This is a genomic window from Streptomyces sp. NPDC005574 (assembly GCF_040605435.1).
GTDB lineage: Bacteria > Actinomycetota > Actinomycetes > Streptomycetales > Streptomycetaceae > Streptomyces.
The window spans coordinates 110065-131816 of record NZ_JBEXCW010000010.1 but is presented as its reverse complement, the minus strand read 5'-3'; the positions used below and the strand labels follow the sequence as shown (position 1 = coordinate 131816).

General features: G+C 69.9%; 13 protein-coding genes. 11 read left to right on the top strand and 2 right to left on the bottom strand.

From position 1 onward, the window contains the following. Positions 1-62: 62 nt before the first annotated feature. Positions 63-260 (bottom strand): DUF4236 domain-containing protein, encoded by a 198-nt coding sequence (locus ABZT03_RS10240; protein ID WP_356036235.1) that lies wholly within the window; start codon positions 258-260, stop codon positions 63-65. Between the two features lie 137 nt (positions 261-397). Between ABZT03_RS10240 and ABZT03_RS10235 the strand changes: the two genes are divergently transcribed. From ABZT03_RS10235 to ABZT03_RS10210, 6 genes are all read left to right on the top strand, one after another. Next, positions 398-664, top strand: coding sequence for an SDR family oxidoreductase (locus ABZT03_RS10235; protein WP_356036232.1), 267 nt, complete (start codon positions 398-400; stop codon positions 662-664). Between the two features lie 344 nt (positions 665-1008). Beyond that, positions 1009-3843: an aconitate hydratase gene (locus ABZT03_RS10230; RefSeq protein ID WP_356036229.1), complete on the top strand. Its 2835-nt coding sequence runs from the start codon at positions 1009-1011 to the stop codon at positions 3841-3843. A 156-nt stretch (positions 3844-3999) separates the two neighbouring features. Then, positions 4000-4296, top strand: coding sequence for a hypothetical protein (locus tag ABZT03_RS10225; RefSeq protein WP_356036226.1), 297 nt, complete (start codon positions 4000-4002; stop codon positions 4294-4296). Further along, positions 4293-5915, top strand: a complete 1623-nt coding sequence (locus ABZT03_RS10220; protein ID WP_356036224.1) for an ATP-binding protein — start codon at positions 4293-4295, stop codon at positions 5913-5915. The genes ABZT03_RS10225 and ABZT03_RS10220 overlap by 4 nt, the downstream gene beginning before the upstream one ends. A 744-nt stretch (positions 5916-6659) precedes the next feature. Then, positions 6660-7667 (top strand): lytic polysaccharide monooxygenase, encoded by a 1008-nt coding sequence (locus tag ABZT03_RS10215; RefSeq protein WP_356036300.1) that lies wholly within the window; start codon positions 6660-6662, stop codon positions 7665-7667. A gap of 465 nt (positions 7668-8132) precedes the next feature. Then, entirely contained in the window at positions 8133-11402 is a 3270-nt protein-coding gene (locus ABZT03_RS10210; RefSeq protein ID WP_356036221.1) for a GH92 family glycosyl hydrolase, read from the top strand. Between the two features lie 83 nt (positions 11403-11485). On the opposite strand, the gene ABZT03_RS10205 is transcribed toward ABZT03_RS10210, so the two are convergent. Next, the gene (locus ABZT03_RS10205; RefSeq protein WP_356036218.1) at positions 11486-15283 is read right to left on the bottom strand and encodes a GH92 family glycosyl hydrolase; all 3798 of its coding nucleotides are present in this window, start codon (positions 15281-15283) and stop codon (positions 11486-11488) included. 347 nt (positions 15284-15630) lie between these two features. Here ABZT03_RS10205 and ngcE point away from each other — a divergent pair, with 347 nt between their 5' ends. The 5 genes from ngcE to ABZT03_RS10180 all read left to right on the top strand — a co-directional run bounded on the left by ngcE (position 15631) and on the right by ABZT03_RS10180 (position 21656). Beyond that, on the top strand, positions 15631-17091 hold the full coding sequence (ngcE, locus tag ABZT03_RS10200; protein ID WP_356036215.1) for an N-acetylglucosamine/diacetylchitobiose ABC transporter substrate-binding protein: 1461 nt from the start codon (positions 15631-15633) through the stop codon (positions 17089-17091). A 75-nt stretch (positions 17092-17166) separates the two neighbouring features. Further along, positions 17167-18102: a sugar ABC transporter permease gene (locus ABZT03_RS10195; RefSeq protein WP_356036212.1), complete on the top strand. Its 936-nt coding sequence runs from the start codon at positions 17167-17169 to the stop codon at positions 18100-18102. A gap of 18 nt (positions 18103-18120) precedes the next feature. Beyond that, positions 18121-19044 (top strand): carbohydrate ABC transporter permease, encoded by a 924-nt coding sequence (locus ABZT03_RS10190; protein ID WP_356036208.1) that lies wholly within the window; start codon positions 18121-18123, stop codon positions 19042-19044. Between the two features lie 187 nt (positions 19045-19231). After that, the gene (locus ABZT03_RS10185) at positions 19232-20431 is read left to right on the top strand and encodes an ROK family transcriptional regulator (protein WP_356036205.1); all 1200 of its coding nucleotides are present in this window, start codon (positions 19232-19234) and stop codon (positions 20429-20431) included. A gap of 133 nt (positions 20432-20564) precedes the next feature. After that, positions 20565-21656 carry a substrate-binding domain-containing protein gene (locus ABZT03_RS10180; protein WP_356036202.1) on the top strand — a complete coding sequence of 364 codons (1092 nt, stop codon included), beginning with the start codon at positions 20565-20567 and terminating at the stop codon, positions 21654-21656. The last annotated feature ends 96 nt before the right edge of the window (positions 21657-21752 follow it).

Sequence of the window (21752 nt, the reverse complement as noted above, 5' to 3'; positions counted from 1 at the left end):
TATCTCAGATATGAGATGGCGCCTCTTGGAAGGTCCGTTCGGGCGACGAGGCCGACATGTCCTCAGTGGCGCTTGGCGGTACGGGTGCGGCGCCACCCGAAGGGCCCCGGCAGGTCCATCGACGTCGTACGCCGTCCCGTGCTGCTGTGGGTGTGCCGGGGGCCGCCGCTGCCGCCGGTCGTGATGGACCAGGAGTGCCGGTTGATGTTCAGGCGCACGCCGGGGAGGATGCGGAAGCTCTTGCGGAAGGTGAGGGCCATGTCGGGTCGCCTTTCGGGGGGCCGGTACCTGCTTTCCGCCCTCGTCTACCCCGAGTTGGCGAACCGATGACTGAACCCCACCCATTCGCGGGGGAGTTCCTTGACCGGCGCGGCGACCGGCTTCATCCCCAGGGCAAGTGGCGCTGACGGCGGCCGGGTTCACCGATCGGGAGTCGCGGCGAGCCGCGCCTCCGCGGGCACCTGCTGTCAGTAGGGCGGCCAGTGCCGCCGGGCCGCGTCGAACGCGGCCGCCGTCAAGGCGGGCCTCGTGGCGGGCGTGCCCATCGGCCGGATGGGGCGCCCCGAGGGGGGTCGCCGTCGCCGTGGCCTTCCTCGCCTCCGCGGACGGCAGCTTCGTGGTCGGCGCCACCTTGTACGTCGACGGCGGCGAGAAGCGGTTCTGACCCCGCCGCGCGGAGTCCCGGCCGGGCGCGGGCGGGTCGCGGCCCGCGCCGTTCCGGCCGGTCGGTGCGGCTGTCCGCACCGCACGCCCTGACCGGTCCGGTCGCGAGAATCGGCCGGGTCCGCTGTTCGACGTTCGATGGGACGGCGGCGGACAGGTGGGGTCCGGGCATGACCAGTCGGCCCTCGTGTACTAGAGTTATCTCGACATCGAGATATCTGCCGAGGTGCACCGCAGCCGCCACCCGGTAAGGCTTGCCTAACTTAGCCTGACCTCACCGGATCGGCCAACCAGCCGTGGCGGCAGGATCGTGGTGGAACGCGCACATCAATGAAGGAGACTGTCGTGTCGGCGAACAGCTTCGACGCCCGCAGCACGCTGCAGGTGGGCGACGAGTCGTACGAGATCTTCCGCCTGGACAAGGTGAAGGGCTCGGCCCGGCTCCCCTACAGCCTTAAGGTCCTGCTGGAGAACCTGCTCCGCACCGAGGACGGCGCGAACATCACCGCCGACCACATCCGTGCCCTCGGCGACTGGGACTCGCAGGCCCAGCCCGCGCAGGAGATCCAGTTCACACCGGCCCGCGTGATCATGCAGGACTTCACCGGCGTGCCCTGTGTCGTGGACCTCGCCACCATGCGCGAGGCCGTGAAGGAGCTCGGCGGCGACCCGGCGAAGATCAACCCGCTGGCCCCGGCCGAGCTGGTCATCGACCACTCCGTCATCGCCGACAAGTTCGGCACCCGCGACGCCTTCGCGCAGAACGTCGAGCTGGAGTACGGCCGCAACAAGGAGCGCTACCAGTTCCTGCGCTGGGGCCAGACCGCGTTCGACGAGTTCAAGGTCGTCCCGCCGGGCACCGGCATCGTCCACCAGGTCAACATCGAGCACCTGGCCCGCACGGTCATGGTCCGCGGCGGCCAGGCGTACCCCGACACCCTCGTCGGCACCGACTCGCACACCACGATGGTCAACGGCCTCGGCGTGCTCGGCTGGGGCGTCGGCGGCATCGAGGCCGAGGCCGCGATGCTCGGCCAGCCGGTCTCCATGCTGATCCCGCGCGTCGTCGGCTTCAAGCTCACCGGTGAGCTGCCGGCCGGCACCACCGCCACCGACCTGGTCCTCACGATCACCGAGATGCTGCGCAAGCACGGCGTGGTCGGCAAGTTCGTCGAGTTCTACGGCGAGGGCGTGGCCGCGACCTCCCTCGCCAACCGCGCCACCATCGGCAACATGTCGCCGGAGTTCGGCTCCACCGCCGCGATCTTCCCGATCGACGACGAGACGCTGAAGTACCTGCGCCTGACCGGCCGTGACGCGCAGCAGGTCGCGCTCGTCGAGGCGTACGCCAAGGAGCAGGGCCTCTGGCTCGACCCCGCCGCGGAGCCCGACTTCTCCGAGAAGCTCGAACTGGACCTCTCCACGGTCGTCCCCTCGATCGCCGGACCGAAGCGCCCGCAGGACCGCATCGTCCTCGCCCGGGCGGCCGAGCAGTTCGGCGCCGACGTCCTCAACTACGTCGAAGCCGGTGTCACCGGCGGCGACGACCGCAAGTCCGGCGTCCCCGCGCAGGAGAAGCCGCACGGCGTGGCCTCCCCGGTGGACGAGGCGAGCGCCGAGTCCTTCCCGGCCAGCGACGCCCCGGCCTACGGCCACGACGACAACGGCTCCGGCGCGCCGCAGCACTCGGCCGTCGTCCCGGGCGCCGGCCCGTCCAGCCCGGTCACCGTGACGGCGCCCGACGGCTCCACGTACGAGATCGACCACGGCGCCGTCACCGTCGCCGCGATCACCTCCTGCACCAACACCTCGAACCCGTACGTCATGGTCGCCGCCGCGCTCGTCGCGAAGAAGGCCGTGGAGAAGGGCCTAACCCGCAAGCCGTGGGTCAAGACCACCCTCGCCCCGGGCTCCAAGGTCGTCACCGACTACTTCGACAAGGCGGGGCTCACCCCCTACCTCGACAAGGTCGGCTTCAACCTCGTCGGCTACGGCTGCACCACCTGCATCGGCAACTCCGGCCCGCTGCCGGAGGAGGTCTCCCAGGCGGTCAACGAGCACGACCTCGCGGTCACCTCGGTCCTCTCCGGCAACCGGAACTTCGAGGGCCGGATCAACCCCGACGTCAAGATGAACTACCTGGCGTCCCCGCCGCTGGTCGTCGCGTACGCCCTCGCCGGCTCCATGAAGGTGGACATCACCAAGGACGCCCTGGGCACCGACCAGGACGGCAACCCCGTCTACCTCGCGGACGTCTGGCCCTCCGAGGCCGAGGTCAACGACGTCGTGGCGAACGCCATCGGCGAGGACATGTTCAACAAGTCCTACCAGGACGTCTTCGCGGGCGACGCCCAGTGGCAGGCACTGTCGATCCCCACCGGCAACACCTTCGAGTGGGACCCGCAGTCCACCTACGTCCGCAAGCCCCCGTACTTCGAGGGCATGACGATGGAGACCACCCCGGTCTCCGACATCTCCGGCGCCCGCGTGCTGGCCAAGCTGGGCGACTCGGTCACCACCGACCACATCTCCCCGGCCGGCGCCATCAAGGCTGACACCCCGGCCGGCACGTACCTCACCGAACACGGTGTGGAGCGCCGCGACTTCAACAGCTACGGCTCCCGCCGCGGCAACCACGAGGTCATGATCCGCGGTACGTTCGCCAACATCCGCCTGCGCAACCAGATCGCGCCGGGCACCGAGGGCGGCTACACCCGCGACTTCACGCAGGCGGACGCCCCGGTGGCGTTCATCTACGACGCCTCGCGCAACTACATCGAGCAGGGCATCCCGCTGGTCGTCCTCGCGGGCAAGGAGTACGGCTCCGGCTCGTCCCGCGACTGGGCCGCCAAGGGCACCGCGCTGCTCGGCGTCAAGGCCGTCATCGCCGAGTCGTACGAGCGTATCCACCGCTCGAACCTCATCGGCATGGGCGTCCTCCCGCTCCAGTACCCGGAGGGCGCGACCGCCGAGTCCCTCGGCCTGACCGGCGAGGAGACCTTCTCCTTCACCGGTGTCGAGGAGCTGAACAACGGCACCACGCCCCGCACGGTCAAGGTCACCACTGACACGGGCGTCGAGTTCGACGCGGTCGTCCGCATCGACACCCCCGGTGAGGCCGACTACTACCGCAACGGCGGCATCATGCAGTACGTGCTGCGCAGCCTGATCCGCAAGTAAGGGTCCGTCTCCCGCCAACCAGGCGGCAGTACGCGGCAGTTGAGGGCCGCATCCCCGGTGACGGGGGTGCGGCCCGCTGTCGTACGGGGGCGAAGACATCGCCGGTCCTCAGCCCGGACACAGGGTTCCCCCAGCGGACCGGGACAGGATCGGGACATGACTGGCACCCCCGGGACCCGCACCGGCCGCCTCCGCGTGGCGACCACCGACGCCGACATCGACGCCGACATCGACATCGACGCCGACATCGACATCGACGCCGGCGTCCACGCCGTCCCCGCCCAAGTGCCGTCCTCAGCCGCCCCGGTGGCCCACCGACGGCGCCACCAGGACCCCACCGGGGCCGCCGAACGCGCGACCGCCCGCCGCACGCGGACCCGCGGTCCGGCGTCGCCGGGCCACGCCACCCGGACGAAGGTGCAGGTCAACGGGTCTGTGGAGGACGGCAGATGACCACCCGGACCCCCACCCCCGCCCCGACCGCGCGGTCTTCCTCGCCGGCCACCCGAGCCCACACCCCGGCCACCTCCCACGGCCCTCGGTCCTGGCCGCGGTTGCCGCGCACGCGCTCCCTGCGGGGCCGTCTGCTGCTGTTCGTCAGTGCCACACTCGTCGCGGTCTGCACCGCGACGGCGCTGACCACCGCCCTCGTCCAGCGCGCCTACGTGATGGACGACCTCGACAACCGGGTCGCCGACGCCGCCGAGGGCAGCCTGAGCGGCGCCGGGCTCCACCCGGACGACGACAGCGACCTGTCGTTCCTCACCGGGAACGGACACCCCGCCGGCCTGCTCGGCGCCCGCGTCGACGCCGGTGGAGGCGTCCTCGCCGCGGCGACGCTCCAGGGCTCCACACCGCGGGCCCTCGGCCCCGCCCAGCGCGCCGCGCTGCGGGGCGTCGCGGACGACGGCACACCGCACACCCGGGACGTCCCCGGGCTGGGCGCCTACCGGGTCATGGCGCTGGACAGCGACGGGACACGGATCCTCACCGGACTCCCCATGGGCGGCGTCCAGGGCATGATCGGCGGCCTGGTCCTGGTCGAGGCGGCGGCCACGGCGGCCGGCCTGGCCGTGGCGGGCTGCGTGTGCGCCGTGTTCATACGACGGCAACTGCGCCCCCTGGGCCGTGTCGCCGCCACCGCCGCCGAGGTCTCCAGCGCCCCCCTCGACCCCGGCGAGGTCACCGCGCTGACCCGGGTGCCCGAACGCGACGCCGACCCCGGCACCGAGGCGGGCCGGTTCGGCGCCGCGCTCAACCGGATGATCGACCACGTCGAGTCCGCGCACGCCGAAGGCCGGCGCAGCGAGGAGCGGGTCCGGCACAGCGAGGAACGCATGCGGCGCTTCCTCGCCGACGCCGGCCACGAACTGCGCACCCCGCTCGCCTCGATCGCCGGATACGCCGAGCTGATGAACCGGGGTGCCGACCGGGTCGAACCGATGCTGGCCTGGCGCCGCGTCTCGGCCGAGTCGGCCCGTATGACCGCCCTGGTCGAGGACCTGCTCCTGCTGGCCCGGCTCGACGAGGGCCGCCCGTTGCCGTCGGCCGAGGTGGACCTCGCCGCCCTGGTCGCCGAGGCGGTGTGGGAAGCGCGAGCGGCGGCCGGCGGCCACGACTGGCAGCTGGAACTGCGCCTCGACGCCCCCGCGCTGGTCACCGGCGACGAGACCCGCCTGCGTCAGGCGTTCGCCAACCTGCTGGCCAACGCGCGTGCGCACACACCCGCCGGAACCCGTGTGGTCGCCGCGCTGGAGACCGGGCCGGCCTCCTGCGTCATCCGCGTCCGCGACGACGGCCCCGGCATCCCGCCGGCCCTTCTCCCCACCGTCTTCGAACGCTTCACCCGGGCGGACGCCTCCCGCGCCCGCGCCCACGGCAGCCCAGGAGGTTCCGGGCTGGGCCTGGCCGTCGTGGCGGCGATCACGCGGGCGCACGGGGGCCGGATCGACGTGAGCAGCGTCCCGGGGTGCACCGAGTTCAGCGTCGAACTGCCGTCCGCGACGCCCTCGTTGACGCAAGTGGAACCTCGTTCGCCGAGGGAGCCGAGGGGCCGGCCGGCGTCTGTGTGACGCGCCAGGCGTTTACAACTGGGCCGCTCGACGCTACCTTCCGACAGAGGTGGGATGGGAGCGCTCCCATTCGGGCGGACCGGAACCCGCCTGTCACGACGCTCCCATCCCGCCGTCCACACGGCCCGGGCCGCGCCACGCCGCGGTGCTCGGCCGGCACGTCCGCACCTCCGCACGCCCCCGAGTACGCGCGCTCGCGGGGGGAGCACTTCCGCGACAGCCTGCGTACCCGGTTCGGCCGGCCGCCCCGCCGGTAGATCGCACAACGCGCAGCGCGCAGCGCACACTGTCCACCGCACATTGCATACCGCACACGGTGTATCGCACCCCGCTTATCGCGAACCGCACATGGCAATTGAGGCGCCGGGCGCGGCGACCCGGGCACGGAGCACGTCAGTGCGATGCGCCGCGCCGCAACCGGACCACATGCAGCACATCGCATACCGAACACTGCATACCCGACATCGTGTAACGAACACCGCGCAAAGAACACCGCATTTCGCACCCCCGCATCTCGCGCCCCCAAGTCCCGGCACCCCGCACCTAGCGCCCCCCACCCCCGGCACCCCCGCACACCCCATCCGCGCGGCCCTACCCGAAAGGATGGATCAACCCGTCATGACCACTCCAGAAACGGAAGCGACCTCGACCTCGACCGCAACCGCAACAGCGACCGACAGCCCACCCAACCTCCTCGCCCGATTAACCGCCCCCACCCGCACCCGGGCCCTCCTCCTCGTGCTGGTGTCCCTGCTCGCCACGATCCCGGCCGTCGGCCTGGTCGTGACGGCCGGTGGCCCGGCCGAGGCCCACGGCACCCCCATGAAGCCCGCCAGCCGTACCTTCCTGTGCTGGCGGGACGCGCTGACCGACACCGGTGAGATCAAGCCGGTCAATCCGGCGTGCCGGAACGCGCGGCAGGTCAGTGGCACCACACCGTTCTACAACTGGTTCTCGGTGCTCCGCTCGGACGGTGCCGGCCGCACCCGCGGCTTCGTGCCCGACGGCAGTCTGTGCAGCGGCGGCAACCCGAACTTCACCGGCTTCGACGCGGCCCGCGCCGACTGGCCGCTGACCCACCTGACCTCGGGCGCGACCGTCGACTTCTCGTACAACGCCTGGGCGGCGCACCCGGGTTGGTTCTACGTCTACGTCACGAAGGACGGCTTCGACCCGACCAGGACGCTCACCTGGAACGACATGGAGGCGCAGCCGTTCCTGAGCGTCGACCACCCGCCGCTCAACGGCTCCCCGGGCACGGTCGAGGCCAACTACTCCTGGTCCGGCAAGCTGCCGGCGAACAAGTCGGGGCGCAACATCATCTACATGGTCTGGCAGCGCTCGGACAGCGCCGAGACCTTCTACTCCTGCTCGGACGTCACCTTCGACGGCGGCAACGGCGAGGTGACGGGGATCCACGACCCGGGCAACCCGACCGACCCGGTGCCGGGCACGTGCTCCGCCACCCGCCGTACGACCAACAGCTGGTCGGGCGGCTACCAGTCCGAGGTGACCGTCACCAACTCCGGTGACGTCCCGATGCTGGGCTGGATGGTCGACTGGACGCTGCCGGGCGGCCAGAAGGTCGACAGCCTCTGGAGCGGCAACGCGACCTACAGCGGGCAGGACGTGATGGTGCACAACGCGGACTGGAACGGTTCGCTGAGTCCGGGGCAGAGCGCCACGTTCGGCTATGTCGTCTCGGGCTCCGGAGGTGACACGGCGACGGCCCTGCCCTGCCGGGTCGGCTGAACCGTCGCTCGGGGCGGACCCGGTGGGGGGTGGGCCACCGGGTCCGCGAGCGGGCCGGCAAAGGGGGGTGCCGGCCCGAGGGAGTGCATGGCTTGTGGCGATCGGCGGTGCGACAACGTTGTCTAATGGTCTGTACATGACTCTACCGCGTCAACCGACAACGATGTCAACCCTGTTGGGTGACGACAGGGGTCGCCGACAGCGCCAGCACCGGTGGCGTGGACGGAGACGGAAGCCCCTCGCCCACCACCGGACCACCGGACCACCGGACAGCCGGAGCCACGGACAGCCGCGCCCCGCCGCCCACGTACCCGCCCCCCGCTCGCCCGTCCGGCCCCCGCGCGCCCCCCCGCGAGCCCTCCGCCCCGCAGGCGCCCTTCCGTGGTACCGCTGGCGCACGCTACTGTCCCTGCGGCTTGTGCGACCTGTGGTGCGCGACCCGTCCGAAGGAGGAGGGGCCGCGTCATGCGTTTCCGTCCTGTGTCCCTGCTGCTGGCGGCCGTTCTCGCGGCCACCGGCGCCACCCCCGCCCTGGCGGCCTCGGCCGCCCCGCCCGGTCTCGTCGACGATCCCGCCGCCTACGTGGACCCGCTCATCGGCACCAGCAACGGCGGCAACGTCTTCCCGGGTGCCGTCGTCCCGTTCGGCATGCTCTCCTGGAGCCCCGAGAACACCCGCGGCGACGCCACCCGCACCGCCGCGCCCGGCGGTTACCAGTACGGCGCCACCCGCATCCGGGGCTTCAGCCTCACCCACATGTCCGGCACGGGCTGCGCCGGCGGCAGCGGCGACATCCCGTTCCTCCCGTACGCCGGAGAGGTCACCTCGTCCCCGGCGAGCGACACCAAGGACGCCGTGTACGCGTCCGACTTCAGCCACACCGACGAGACCGCCGAGCCCGGCCACTACAAGGTGGGTCTCGCCTCCGGCGTCACGGCCGACCTCGCGGCCACCGCCCGTACCGGCTCGGGCCGCTTCACCTTCCCGGCCGGCAAGCCCGCCTCGCTGCTGATCCGCACCGCCAACTCCGAGGTGGGCTCCACCGACTCGTCGATCGAGATCGACCCGGCCACCCGCACGATCTCCGGTTCGGTCACCTCCGGCAACTTCTGCGGCTACCTCGACCCCGAGGGCCGACGGGCCTACTACACGCTGCACTTCACCGCCCACTTCGACCGCGCGTTCCAGCAGACCGGGACCTGGCAGGACGACCGGCTCAGCCCCGGCTCCACCTCGGCGTCCGGCGGCACCGGTGGCTTCTCCGACGGTGGACGGCCCACCGCGGGCAAGGGCGCCGGCGGCTACGTCGAGTTCGCGCCCGGCACGGACCCGGTGAACGTCAAGGTCGGCATCTCCTACGTCAGCAGGGCGGGCGCCGAGGCCAACCTCCGGACGGAGAACCCCGGCCGCCGTTCCTTCGACTCCGTGCGCGACGCGGCCCGCCGGGCCTGGAGCGACCGGCTCGACGCCGTCCGGGTCGGCGGCGGCACCGACGCGGAGCGCACCACCTTCTACACCGCGCTCTACCACGCCCTGCTGCACCCGAACGTCATCAGTGACGCCGACCGCAGATACCGGGGGAGCGACGGCGAGGTGCACACCGTGCGGGCCGGTCACCAGGCCCAGTACGGCACCTTCTCCGGCTGGGACGTCTACCGCTCGCAGGTCCAGCTGCTCACGCTGCTCAACCCCCGCACCGGCTCGGACATCGCCCAGTCGCTGTACGAACTCGCCCGCCAGAACGGCGGGGTGTGGGACCGCTGGCTGCACGGGGCGAGCGGCACGCACGTCATGAACGGGGACCCCTCGCCCGCCGCCCTGGCCGGCATCCGCGCGTTCGGCGGCACCGACTTCGACCTCCGCGGCGCACTGCGCTCCCTGGTCGAGGCGGCGACCGTGCCCACCGAGGGCGACCTGTCGGCGGCCGGCAAGCCCGTGCTGTCCGTGGGACAGCGACCCTCCCTGGACAAGTACCTGGACCGGCACTACATGCCGTCCGTCTCCAACGCCTGGGGCGGCGCGGCCGAGACGCTGGAGATGTCGGGCGCGGACTTCGCGCTGTCCCAACTCGCTTCGGCGGCGGGGGAGAAGAAGACAGCCGACATCTTCGCGCACCGCTCCCAGTGGTGGCAGAACAACTTCAACATCGCGGCCGACGAGACCGGCGGCTACGTCGCCAACCGCAAGGCCGACGGCAGTTGGGTCACCGGCTTCACCCCGGCCACCGGCAACGGCTTCGTGGAGGGCACGGCAGCCCAGTACACCTGGATGGTGCAGCACGACCCGGCCGGGCTGTTCGCGGCGATGGGCGGCCGGGACAAGGCCCTGAAGCGCCTGGACGCCTTCTTCCACAACGCGGACGGCAGCTGGGCGTTCACCGGCAGCGGCGGCGACAAGTCGGAGCTGGACAACGAGCCGTCCACCAACGTGCCCTACCTGTACGCCTACGCGGGCGCGCCCTACCGGACGCAGGAGACGGTCCGGGCCGCGATGACCCGGCTGTGGTCCACCGAGCCGGGCGGCATCCCCGGCAACGACGACCTCGGCGCGATGTCGTCCTGGTACGTCTTCTCCGCGCTCGGCATGTACCCGCAGGTGCCCTCGCGTGCCGAACTGGTCCTCGCCTCACCGCTGTTCCCGAGGATCGAGATCGACCGGCCGCACGGCGACGACATCTCCGTGCGGGCCCGGGGCGCCGCGGCCGACGCCCCCTACGTGCACTCCCTGAAGGTCGACGGCCGGTCGAGCGACCGGGCCTGGTTGCCCGCCTCCTTCGTGCGGGACGGCGGCCGGCTCGACTACACGCTCTCCGGCACGCCCGACCCCGCCTGGGGCGCCACGGACGCGCCGCCGTCCTTCCGGGCCGGCGAGCAGCCGTACCAGATCGGCGTGGGCCCGACCACGGCCACCCTGGCGCCGGGGGAGTCGACGGAGGTCGGCATCCGGGCGCTGGCGCTGAGCGGTGACGGCCCGGGGCCCGAGGTCCGCTTCCGGGTCGACACCCCCGCCGGGATCCGGGCGACCCCCGCCTCCGGGACGGTCACCGACGGGTCGCGGGAGATCACCCTGTCCGCGGCCGACGACATCGAGCAGGGCTTCCACGACGTCACCGTCACGGTCACCTCGGACGGCACGTCGTACGAACAGCCGGTGGCCCTGACGGTCGCCGCGCCCGGATCCCTCCTCGCGGCCTACAACAGCACCGGGATCTCCGACGACTCCGGCGACCACGACGAGGCCGACTTCGACGGCGGCGGCTGGAGTTACTCGCGCCAGGCACTCGCGGACGCCGGCCTCACCCCAGGTCGGCGCACCACGGCCGGCGGTCTCTCCTTCACCTGGCCGGACTCTCCCGCGGGCCGCCCCGACAACGCCTCGGCGACCGGCCAGACCATTCAACTGGACGCGCCCACACGCCGGTTGAGCTTCGTCGGCAGCGCGGTCAACGGCAACCAGCAGACCAAGGCGACGGTGACGTACTCCGACGGCTCGACCGAGGTCGTCGACCTGTCGTTCACCGACTGGACGGTGGGCGGAGGCGGCGGCACCGTGCAGTACGGCAACGAGGTCGTCGCCAGGACGGCGTACCGCAACGTCGCGGGCGCCGACAAGGATCCGGTGGCGACGTACGTCTTCGCCACGAAGCCGTTCACGGCCCCGGCCGGGCGGACGGTCTCCGCCGTGACCCTGTCGGACGACGCGGACCTGCACGTGTTCACGGTCGCGGTGGACTGAGCGCACCCGGCCTCCGGGCGACGGAAAAGGGCGGGTGCGGAGATCATCTCCGCGCCCGCCCCTCGTTCACGACGGCGTCCGCCTCAGCCCAGCAACTCCACCTCCGCCAGCGTGCCCGGGGTGTCGAGGACCAGCCGGTAGTGCGCGTACGACCCCGCCTTGCCGACCGAGAACGCCCGCGTCTGCCGGTCCCACGGGAACGACTCGGCGGTGCGCCGGTCCAGGGTCTTCCAGTCGGTGCCGTCCGGCGAGCCCTGAAGGATCCAGCCCGTCGGCGCCTTCGTGTGGTCCGAGGGCGACGTCAGCGTGTACTGGACGGCCTTGGTGCGGCCTCCGACCGGCAGGTCCACCGAGGTGACCTCGGCGTCCGTCGCCGAGGTGTTGTCGAAGAGCGGTCCGTCGCCCTTCAGGACGTCCGCCCGGGGCGTCGGCACCCGGTCGTCCGTGGTGATGGACGGGGGCGCCGCGTTCCGGCCGGTGCCCCACGAGGAGGGCTTGGAGCCCATGTCGAAGTCCAGCACCCCGCCCTTAGCGAGCAGCGAGTGGGGCAGCGAGGTCGACGTCCAGGTACGGCCGTTGACCTTCAGGCCCTGCACGTAGACGTTGCGCGTGCTGTTCTTCGGCGCCCGGACGACCAGGTCCCGGCCGTTCTCCAGATGGACCGTCGCCTGGGTGAACAGCGGCGAGCCCACGGCGTAGTCACCGCTGCCCAGCACCAGCGGGTAGAAGCCCAGCGCGGAGAACAGGTACCAGGCCGACTGCTCGCCGTTGTCCTCGTCGCCGTGGTAGCCCTGCCCGATCTCGCTGCCGGAGTACAGCCGCGACAGGACCTCGCGGACGTCGGCCTGCGTCTTCCAGGGCTGGCCGGCCGCGTCGTACATGTAGGTGACGTGGTGCGCGACCTGGTTGGAGTGGCCGTACATGCCCATCCGTACGTCCCGGGCCTCCGTCATCTCGTGGATGACGCCGCCGTAGGAGCCGACGAAGTCGGGCGAGGCGGTCTCGGGCGTCCCGAAGTACGCGTCGAGCTTGTCCGCGAGGCCCTTGCGGCCGCCGTACAGGTTCGCCAGACCCCGCGAGTCCTGCGGCGCGGTGAAGGCGTAGCCCCAGCCGTTGGTCTCCGTGTAGTCGTAACCCCACACGCGCGGGTCGAACTTGGCCGAGTCGACCCGCCAGTCGCCCTTCGCGTCGCGACCCTGGAAGAAGCCGGCCTTCGGGTCGAAGAGGTTGACGTAGTCCTGGGCGCGGTTGAGGAAGTACTGCGACTCCTCCTTGTAGCGCCGCTCGCCGGTCTTCTCGTAGAGGGCCTTGCCCATCCGGGAGATGCCGTAGTCGTTGAGGTAGCCCTCCAGTGCCCAGGACAGGCCCTCATGGGTGTCCGTGCTGGTGTAGCCGAGGAAGGGCGAGGTCGCCATGCCCTTGCGGCCGACTCCCGACATGGGCGGGACGACGGTGGCGTTCTTCAGGGCCGCCTCGTACGCCGACCTGGCGTCGAATCCGACGCCCTTGACGTACGCGTCCGCGAAGGCGACGTCGGAGGAGGTGCCCGTCATCAGGTCCGCGTACCCGGGGGAGGACCAGCGGGAGGTCCAGCCGCCGTCCTTGTACTGCTGCACGAACCCGTCGACCATGGTGCCCGCCTGAGAGGGCGTCAGCAGTGAGTACGCCGGCCAGGTGGTCCGATAGGTGTCCCAGAAACCGTTGTTGACGTACACCTTGCCGTCCACGATCTTCGCGCCGGTGTGCGTCGGGGTGTCGGGGCCCGGCATCGGTGAGAACGGGGACGCGTACTGGTACTTCGAACCCACCTTCTCGAAACCGGAGTTGGGGTACAGGTACAACCGGTACATGCTGGAGTACAGGGTCGTCAGCTGGTCCGGGGTGGCGCCCTTCACCTCGACCTTGCCGAGGACGCGGTCCCAGGCCCGCTGCGCCTGCGAGCGCACCGAGTCGAAGGAGGCGCCGTCCGGGATCTCCTGGCGCAGGTTGTCCTTCGCCTGGTCCAGGCTGATGAGGGAGGTCGCCAGCCGCAGGGTGACCGTGCGGTCCTTGCCGGCGTCGAACCGCAGATACCCCTTGACCCCGGCGGAGTCACCGTCCGTCACGGGCTTGTCGAACACCCCGTACACGAAGAGCCGGGTGGCTCCGGTCGACAGTCCCGACTTCACGTCCGAGTAGCCGGTGACCACGCCGGCCGACTTGTCGAGGGTCAGACCCGCCTGGTCCGTCACGTTGTCGAACAGGACGCTCGCGTCGTCACCGGGGAAGGTGAAGCGCAGGGCGGCCGCGTGGTCGGTCGGCGCCATCTCCGCCCGCAGACCGTTCTCGAAGCGCACGCCGTAGTAGTACGGCCGGGCGGTCTCGTTCTCGTGCCGGAAGGCGAGTTCCCGCGCCTCCCGGCCGGTGGGCGGGGTGCCGGCCGCGGCGGACGGCATGACCTGGAAGGTCTGCCGGTCGCCCATCCAGGGGCTGGGCTCGTGGCTGGCGCTGAACGCCTGGATGGTGGGCAGGTTGTCCGCGTTGTTGCCGCGCGCGTAGTCGTAGAGCCAGCTCAGCGAGGAGGCGTTGGTGACCGGCGTCCAGAAGTTGAAGCCGTGCGGCACGGCGGTCGCGGGGAAGTCGTTGCCGCGCGAGAAGCTGCCGCTGGAGTTGGTGCCGCGGGTGGTGAGCGCGTAGTCCGACAGGTGGGCCTTCGGCTTCTGGGGCGGGGCCGCCTTCAGCGTCACGTCGTCCAGCCAGCCGCGGAACTTCGCCGGGCCGCCGGGGGAGTCGTAGGCGACCAGGACGCGGTCGACGGTCCGGCCGGCCGCGACCGACCCGATCCGCGCGACCACGTTGTTCCACTGGTTGACGTAGAGCGCCTTGGAATCGCCCTGGCCGCGCGGGCTCAGCCCGAAGCCGTGCTGGTCCCTCGCGCCGAGGTCGCTCAGCCGGGTGCCGTCGGTGAAGGCGAGGTCCACCGCCACGTTCGTGGCGTCGTAGTCCCGGTCGCCGTCGGCCATCGACGGGTAGATCCGGTACGACAGTTCGGTGTCCCCGGTCACCGCCACGTTGACGTCGAAGACCTTGTTGTACGAGTAGGCCCGGCCGTCCGCGGTGTGCCGGCCGGCGTAGCGCAGGGCGCGCTTCCCGGTGAAGCCGGCGCCCGACTTCGCGGTGGGCGAGCCGCTCGGTCCCCGGTCCACCAGGGACAGCATGTCCTCGGGTACGGGGCCGTTGCCGCCGCCCGTGGAGAACTGGATGTCCGCGAGCTGGAGGATGTCCGGGGCGCCGTTGTTCTTCGTGATGTCGAGCCGGAAGTGCTGGTACTCGGCCGGCTCGGCGAGGTCGTAGGACCGGGTCTGGAAGCGTTCGGCGAAGGTCTCCCCGGAGCGGGTGTCCAGGCTCTTCCAGTCCTTGCCGTCGGTGGAGCCCTGGAGCGTCCAGTCCGCCGGGTCGCGTTCGTCGTGATCGTTGGCCGAAGTGAGTGCGTATGTCGCTAGTTTGACGGGTTTGTCCAGGTCGAATTCGGCCCACCCGGTGGGAGCGAAGATCAGCCACTTGGTGCCCGGTTCGCTGTCGACGAGGTTCTCCTTCACCTCCCCGCCGGCCGTGTTCTCGCCCTCGGCCCGTACGTCGGTGACGTGGTCGGTGACGTTGCCCGGGATACCGCTGCTGTAGCCGCCGTCGACGCCCGAGGCGGCCTTGCCGCCGTCCGGCGCGGTATCGACGGTGCTGAGCCAGTCGGGTGCGGGATCACCCGCCTCGAACGAGGAGGCGAACCCCCGGTCCGCGGTCGCGCCGGCCTCCGGCAGCGCGATCGCCGCCCCGGTCGAGCCCATCGTCAAAGCGAAGGCGGCCGCGAACACGACCACCGATCTGTGCCGAGCTCCGTGCTGCATCTGGGAGCACCCTCCTGCGCGGGACAACGTTGTCAGCTTCGTGGCGCAAGGATCAGTTGTGGCCCAAGTACTCAGTTGTGTCAAGGGTGTTGGCTGCGGCATTCGGGCCCAATGTCCGGGATATGTCCGACAGGACGCCCACAGTCGGCTCATATTTCCGCGAGGTCTCAACTCGGATAAGACAAACGGCCAACCTTGCATTCGATCTTGCTCCGTCGGCGGGAAGTGGACTATACCTGTCGGCAATTCACCCGATTCGCATTTCCTGCACGACCCAGCTCGACCCGTTCGCGGTGCCCGGAGATCCGGTTCACCGCCTGAGTCCTGGAGAAGGCGAGGACTTGAGCATGGGATCCACCTCCGAGCACGACAGCTTCGAGAACAACGGCTGGTCAGGTGTCGGCCGCCGAGATCTGATCAAGCGGTCGGCCGCCCTCGGGCTGATCGCCGTACCGACGATGAGCTTCCTGTCCGCGTGTGCCAGCGGCGGCGGGGACGACGACTCCGGCGGCGACACGCCCAAGGGCAAGGCGACCAAGGACAACCCCTTCGGCGTGGAGAAGGGCGGCAAGCTCGACGTCGTCATCTTCAAGGGCGGCTACGGCGACTCCTACGCCAAGGCGTGGGAGGCCGACTTCCACAAGAAGCTCGGCGTCACCTCCACCCACACCGGCACCCAGGAGATCACCGGCAAGCTCCAGCCGCGCTTCAACGCCGGCAACCCGCCGGACATCGTCGACGACTCAGGCGCCCAGCAGATCAAGGTCGACGTCCTCTACAAGAACGGCCAGTTGCTCGACCTGGCCGCGGTCCTCGACTCGCCGTCCGTCGACGACCCCTCCAAGAAGGTCCGCGACACCCTGATCACCGGCACCCTCGACCCGGGCCTGCAGGAGGGCAAGGTCGTCGCCCTCAACTACATCTACACGGTGTGGGGCCTGTGGTACTCCGGCAAGCTCTTCAAGGACAAGGGCTGGGAGGAACCCAAGACCTGGGCCGACTTCCTCACCATCTGCAAGGACGCCAAGTCCCAGGGCATCGGCGGCCTCGCCCACCAGGGCAAGTACCCGTACTACATCAACGTCGCCATCATGGACATGATCGCCAAGAAGGGCGGTCTGGACGCCATGAAGGCGATCGACAACCTCGACCCGAAGGCGTTCGTCGGCTCCGACGCCGCGCAGGCGGGCGTCGAGGCGATCTACGAGGTCGTCGAGAAGGGCTATCTGATGCCCGGCACGAACGGCCTGACCCACACCGAGTCCCAGACGCGCTGGAACCAGTACAAGGCCGCCTTCATCACCTGCGGCTCGTGGCTGGAGAACGAACAGCTCAAGCAGACCCCGGACGACTTCGACATGAAGTTCATGCCGATGCCGCTGCTGCCGGGCAGCGCGATGCCGTTCGAGGCGATCCGGGCCGGCTCCGGTGAGCCGTTCATCATCCCGAAGAAGGCCAAGAACCTCCCCGCCGCCCAGGAGTTCGCACGGCGGATGCTGTCCAAGGAGTGGTCGACGCTCTTCGCCAAGGAGGCCAACTCACTGACCATCCTCAAGGACGGCGTCGACGCGGGCGTCCAGCTGCGGCCCGGCACCCAGTCCACGGTCGAGGCGTCCAAGGCGGCCGGCGAGAACACCTTCCGCTTCCTGTACACGGAGTGGTACAGCGAGATGGGCGCCTCGATCGAGGCCGCGTCCAACGAGCTCATGGCCAAGCGCATCCAGCCCAAGGAGTGGCTGAAGCGGGCCCAGGCGGCGGTGGACAAGGCGGCCAAGGACCCGGCGTCCAAGAAGAACCACCGCGACTGATCGCGCGACCAGCCGTACGCACTCCGGGCCGGACCCGCGTCCGGCCCGGAGGTGGACACCAGGGGCAGGAACGCCATGCGCAAAGGGCAGTACAGGTTCGTCGCGGGATTTCTCGTCGTCCCCGTGGCGCTTTACCTGGTCTTCGTCATCTGGCCGTACATCCAGACGATCGGCTATTCGCTGACCGACTGGAAGGGGCAGTCGCAGACCTTCAAGTTCGTCGGACTCGACAACTACCGGGCGCTGTACCACGACGACGTCTTCCAGAAGGCCATCTGGCACAACATCCAGTTCCTGGTGTTCATCCCGGTGATCACCATTCTGCTCGCCCTCTTCTTCGCCTTCATGGTGAACGCGGGAGGTCGAAGCCGGGCCGGCGGTGTCAGCGGGGTCGCCGGCTCCGGGTTCTACAAAATCGTCTACTTCTTCCCCCAGGTGCTGTCGCTGGCGATTCTCGCGGTGCTGTTCAACGCCGTGTACCGCAGTGACGGCGGCGGCATGCTCAACGGCGTGCTCATCAAACTCGGGCTGGTCGATCCCAGCAGTCCGGTGGAATGGCTCAACGAACCCGGAATCGTCCGCTGGGCCCTCATCCTGGTCGTCGTGTGGCACGGCGTCGGCTTCTACCTGGTGCTGTTCTCCGCGGCGCTCCAGTCGATCCCCAGGGACATCTACGAGGCCGCCCTGATCGACGGCGCCGGCCGCGCCCAGTCCTTCTTCCGCATCACCCTGCCGCTGCTGTGGGACACCGTGCAGACCGCCTGGGTGTACCTGGGCATCGTGGCGATGGACATGTTCGTGCTGGTGTCCTCCATGACCGCGAGCATGGGCGCCTACGGCGGTGGACCCGATCACGACAGCGACGTCATGTCGACCGTGATGATGCGCAACTTCCTCTACTTCGGGAAGAGCGGTTACGCCTGCGCCATGGGCGTGGTCATGCTGCTGCTCACCCTTGTCCTGTCCGTGGTCACGCTGCGCGCCACCCGCCGTGAGCGCATCGAGTTCTGAGCGGGAGAGACGACGACGATGAGTGCACCCATCAAGGAGCCCACCGAGGCCCCCGTCCGGCCGTCCGCGCAGGGGGGCCCGGCCCGGCCCGGCACCCGGCGCGGCGAGGGCGTCGTACTGAACGCCTTCTCGCACGGCTTCCTCGCCCTGTGGGCCCTGCTGATCGTGCTGCCGCTGCTGTGGCTGGTGTTCAGCTCCTTCAAGACCGACGCGCAGATCGGCGGCTCGGCCTTCGGCTGGCCGCAGCACTGGTCGCTGGACGTGTTCTCGCGGGCCTGGGGCAAGGGCATCGGCGACTATTTCCTCAACACGGTCCTCGTGCTGGCGTTCTCGGTGCCGCTGACGATGCTCTTCGGCTCGATGGCCGCCTACGTGATCGCCCGCTACCGCTTCCCCGGCAACCGTTTCCTCTACTACTTCTTCGTCGCGGGCGCGATGTTCCCGGTGTTCCTGGCCCTGGTCCCGCTGTTCTTCATGGTCAAGCGGCTGGACATGCTGAACACCTACCAGGGCCTGATCCTGGTGTACGTCGCCTACTCGCTGCCGTTCACGGTGTTCTTCATGCACGCCTTCTTCCGGACCCTGCCGTCGGCCGTCTTCGAGGCGGCGGTCCTCGACGGCGCCTCGCACACCCGGACCTTCTTCCAGGTGATGCTGCCGATGGCGAAACCGGGCCTGATCAGCGTCGGGATCTTCAACGTGCTGGGGCAGTGGAACCAGTTCATCCTGCCCACGGTCCTGATGCAGCCGCAGAGCGGCGACGACCCCGAGCGCTACGTCCTCACCCAGGGCCTCATCCAGCTCCAGCAGCAGATGGGCTACGCCTCCGACCTGCCCGTTCTCTTCGCGGGCGTGACCATCGCGATGATCCCGATGCTGGTGGTCTACCTGTCCTTCCAGCGTCAGGTGCAGGCGGGACTCACCTCGGCCACCCTCAAGTAGAAAGCTCTGAGCGACCCCGCGTGCGCACGCCGTTCCCGGCTCGGGTGACGGCGTGCGCCGACGTGTCCCGGGCCCCCGATCCGGTTCAACCTCTTGACGGGAGGCAACCCGAACGGCTCAGCTTAGAGTTCACTTGTTGGACATAGACGGGGCCTCATCGAAGCGGTCCCGCGCGCAGGAGGTCGTCGTGGAGACTCCAGGGTCGCAGTCGTCGCTGCACCGAGCCAACCTGGAGCGGGTCGTACGAGCCGTGCGGCTGGCCGGGTCCCTCACGCAGGCGGAGATCGCGCGGACGACGGGCCTGTCCGCCGCGACCGTCTCCAACATCGTGCGCGAACTCAAGGACGGCGGAACCGTCGAGGTCACGCCCACGTCGGCGGGCGGCCGGCGGGCGAGGAGCGTCTCCCTGAGCGGGGACGCGGGCATCGTCATAGGTGTCGATTTCGGCCACACGCATTTGCGCGTCGCGATCGGGAACCTCGCCCACCAGGTGCTGGCCGAGGAGTCCGAGCCGCTGGACGTGGACGCGTCCTCGACCCAGGGCTTCGACCGGGCGGAGGAGCTGGTCAATCGCCTGATCGCAGCAACGGGGGTGGACCGGTCGAAAATCGCCGGCATCGGCCTGGGCGTGCCCGGCCCGATCGACGTCGAGTCCGGGTCGCTGGGCTCCTCCGCGATCCTGCCGGGCTGGATCGGCACCAAACCCGCCGAAGAGCTGCGAGGGCGCCTCGGCGTGCCCGTTCACGTGGACAACGACGCCAACCTCGGCGCCCTGGGAGAGCTGGTCTGGGGCAGTGGCAGGGGCGTGCGCGACCTGGCGTACATCAAGGTCGCCAGCGGTGTCGGCGCAGGTCTGGTGATCAACGGGACGATCTATCGCGGGCCCGGCGGCACTGCGGGAGAAATCGGACATATTACACTTGACGAATCCGGTCCCGTCTGCCGGTGCGGTAACCGGGGCTGCCTGGAGACCTTTGCGGCCGCACGCTATGTGCTGCCACTCCTCCAGTCCAGTCACGGCACCGACCTGACGATGGAAGGCGTCGTGCGGCTGGCGCGGGACGGGGACCCGGGCTGCCGTCGCGTGATCGCCGACGTCGGCCGACACATCGGCAGTGGAGTCGCCAATCTCTGCAATCTGTTGAACCCGAGCCGAGTGGTCCTGGGTGGTGATCTCGCCGAGGCCGGTGAGCTGGTGCTCGGGCCGATCAGGGAGTCTGTCGGCCGCTACGCGATCCCGAGTGCGGCGCGTCAACTGTCCGTTCTCCCGGGGGCACTTGGGGGTCGTGCGGAGGTGCTCGGAGCGCTCGCTCTCGCGCTCAGCGAGATGGGTGATTCGACCCTTTTGGACGGCACGCTGTCGATGGCGACCCCTGCCTTCACTTAGAGAACGCACGACGCCGTTGCCATCTCGTTAAGTATTTACTTCTTGACGTCGCACGCGTGCCCGAGAAGACTTCCAGCCACCTCGGCCGCAACGACGCGGCCTCGTCAGGGAGGTTTCTGAAGTGAACACGCATATGCGTCGTGCAGCCGTTGCCGTCATCGCCTCCGCGATGGCCGTCTCGATCGCCGCCTGTGGCAAGGCCGGCGACAGCAAGGACTCCGGCAGCGGCAGCAGCAGCGGCTCGGACAACAAGTCGATCGGCCTGCTCCTGCCCGACAGCGTCACGGCGCGGTACGAGAAGTTCGACAAGCCGTACTTCGTGGACAAGGTCAAGGCGCTCTGCTCGGACTGCACCGTGCAGTACGCCAACGCCAACGCCGACTCGGCCAAGCAGGCCCAGCAGGTCAGCAGCATGATCACCAAGGGCGTCAAGGTCATCGTGATCAGCGCCCAGGACTCGGCCGCGATCAAGTCCTCCATCCAGGCCGCGGTCAACAAGGGCATCAAGGTCGTCGCGTACGACCGCCTCGCCCAGGGCCCGGTCTCCGCGTACGTCTCCTTCGACAACGTCGAGGTCGGCAAGCTCCAGGGTCAGGCGCTGATCGACGCGCTGGGCTCGAAGGCCACCCCGAAGTCCAAGGTCGTCATGATCAACGGTGACGACGCCGACCCGAACGCCGCGCAGTTCAAGAAGGGCGCCCACGAAGCCCTCGACGGCAAGGTGAAGATCGCCTACGAGCAGTCCGGCCTCTGGAAGGACACGGTCGCCGCGCAGAAGATGTCCGCGGCCATCACGCAGCTCGGCGCCAAGAACATCGCCGGCGTCTACGCGGCCAACGACGGCATGGCCGGCGGTATCGCCACCACGCTGAAGGGTGCCAAGATCGCCGGCATCCCGCTGACGGGTCAGGACGCGGAACTCGCCGGTATCCAGCGCATCGTCGCCGGCACCCAGTCCAGCACCGTCTACAAGGCATTCAAGCCGGAGGCCGAGGCGGCCGCCACGCTCGCGGTCGACCTGCTCCAGGGCAAGAGCATCTCCAGCCTCGCCACCGAGACGCTGACCAGCGGCTCCGGCGACAAGGTGCCCTCGCAGCTGCTGACCCCGGTCTCGGTCACCAAGGCCAACATCAAGGACACCGTCGTCAAGGACGGTCTCTACAGCGTCCAGGACATCTGCACCTCGGCGTACGCCGCGGCCTGCAAGTCGGCGGGCCTGAAGTAACCAGCCGCTCCCGGCGGGTCCCCGGACCCGCCCCCGCGGCAGGCAGAGCCTGTCCGGCGCCCGCCCCACCTCAACCCCGCTGCGGGGCGGGCGCCG